The organism is Alicyclobacillus hesperidum subsp. aegles (genome assembly GCF_027923525.1).
Taxonomy (GTDB): Bacteria; Bacillota; Bacilli; order Alicyclobacillales; family Alicyclobacillaceae; genus Alicyclobacillus; species Alicyclobacillus aegles.
Window position 1 is genome coordinate 1 of the sequence record NZ_BSBJ01000038.1, and the last position, 639, is coordinate 639.

General features: G+C 55.7%; 1 rRNA gene. It reads left to right on the forward strand.

What is annotated here, in order from left to right:
- Positions 1-639: ribosomal RNA gene (locus tag QMF38_RS09595) — 23S ribosomal RNA — on the forward strand; the annotation flags it as partial.

Here is a 639-nt window from a genome sequence, read left to right on the forward strand (position 1 = left end):
ACAGTACCGAAGTCCCAGAGTTCACACTGCCGAGAAAAGCCTCTAGCGATGCAGCAGGTGCCCGTACCGGAAACCGACACAGGTGGGCGCGTGGAGAACACGAAGGCGCGCGGGAGAACTCTCGTTAAGGAACTCGGCAAAATGGCCCCGTAACTTCGGGAGAAGGGGCGCTCTGAGAAGAGCCGCAGTGAAAAGGCCCAAGCGACTGTTTAGCAAAAACACAGGTCTCTGCGAAGCCGAAAGGCGAAGTATAGGGGCTGACGCCTGCCCGGTGCTGGAAGGTTAAGAGGAGGGCTTAGGGGGAACCCGAAGGCTCGAATTGAAGCCCCAGTAAACGGCGGCCGTAACTATAACGGTCCTAAGGTAGCGAAATTCCTTGTCAGGTAAGTTCTGACCCGCACGAAAGGCGTAACGACTTGGGCGCTGTCTCAACGAGAGACCCGGTGAAATTGTAATACCTGTGAAGATGCAGGTTACCCGCGGTTAGACGGAAAGACCCCGTGGAGCTTGACTGTAGCTTGATATGGGATACGGGTACGTCATGTACAGGATAGGTGGGAGACGGAGAAGCTTGGGCGCCAGCCTGAGTGGAGTCGGCGTTGGGATACCACCCTTGAGGTACTAGTATTCTAACCTATC